Below are 525 nucleotides of genomic sequence, written 5' to 3'. Positions count from 1 at the left end.
GTCGTGTTTACCTTGAAACCAAGGCGGCCACCGAGGTTGACGCTCATGTCGGTAGCGAAACCCTGAATGGCCGAGCTTCCAGAACCCGTGACGTCCCACTGCGAGGCAGGATTTCCCGCCTTGCTGTTCTCGCACGCGATGGGGTTCTGGATGGGAACCGTGCAGGGGCCGGCAGCGGTGGCTGCCGGAAGATTCGGCACGACACTGAATGCCAGTGTGAGAGAGAGGACGGCCGCCCAGAAGGCACCCCGCCGGATTGATGCTCGCATAAACCCTTCCTCTGTGGATCTGTCGATGTGTCGTGGGTCGACCGCTGTTTCCCCATTTGGGGGTGAGTGTCGCGCGGTTTGATGGCGCGGTCAATGGCTCGAATGACGTCGGAACGCAGGCGGTGGAATGGGTGTAAATTCAAGTCCTCATGGTTGTAAACCCGAACGCGCACCTGTCCCCGGCCGCCCTCGACTTTCTCGACGAGCTCGAACAGCACAATGACCGTGACTGGTTTGCAGAGCACAAGGCCACGTA

The 525-nt window shown here is 60.2% G+C and carries 2 protein-coding genes; one reads left to right on the top strand and one right to left on the bottom strand.

The annotated features are described in order from the left end of the window. On the bottom strand, positions 1-269 hold a 269-nt coding region (locus tag JF66_RS13415; RefSeq protein WP_035878951.1), incomplete at its 3' end, for a hypothetical protein. A gap of 149 nt (positions 270-418) precedes the next feature. Here JF66_RS13415 and JF66_RS25345 point away from each other — a divergent pair. Continuing rightward, positions 419-525, top strand: a 107-nt coding sequence (locus JF66_RS25345; protein ID WP_156109790.1) for a DUF2461 family protein, incomplete at its 3' end; no start/stop codon positions are given.

The organism is Cryobacterium sp. MLB-32, assembly GCF_000738085.1.
In the GTDB taxonomy this organism is placed as follows: Bacteria; Actinomycetota; Actinomycetes; order Actinomycetales; family Microbacteriaceae; genus Cryobacterium.
The sequence above is the reverse complement of the archived record's forward strand: the minus strand, read 5'-3'. Positions and strand labels throughout refer to the sequence as shown.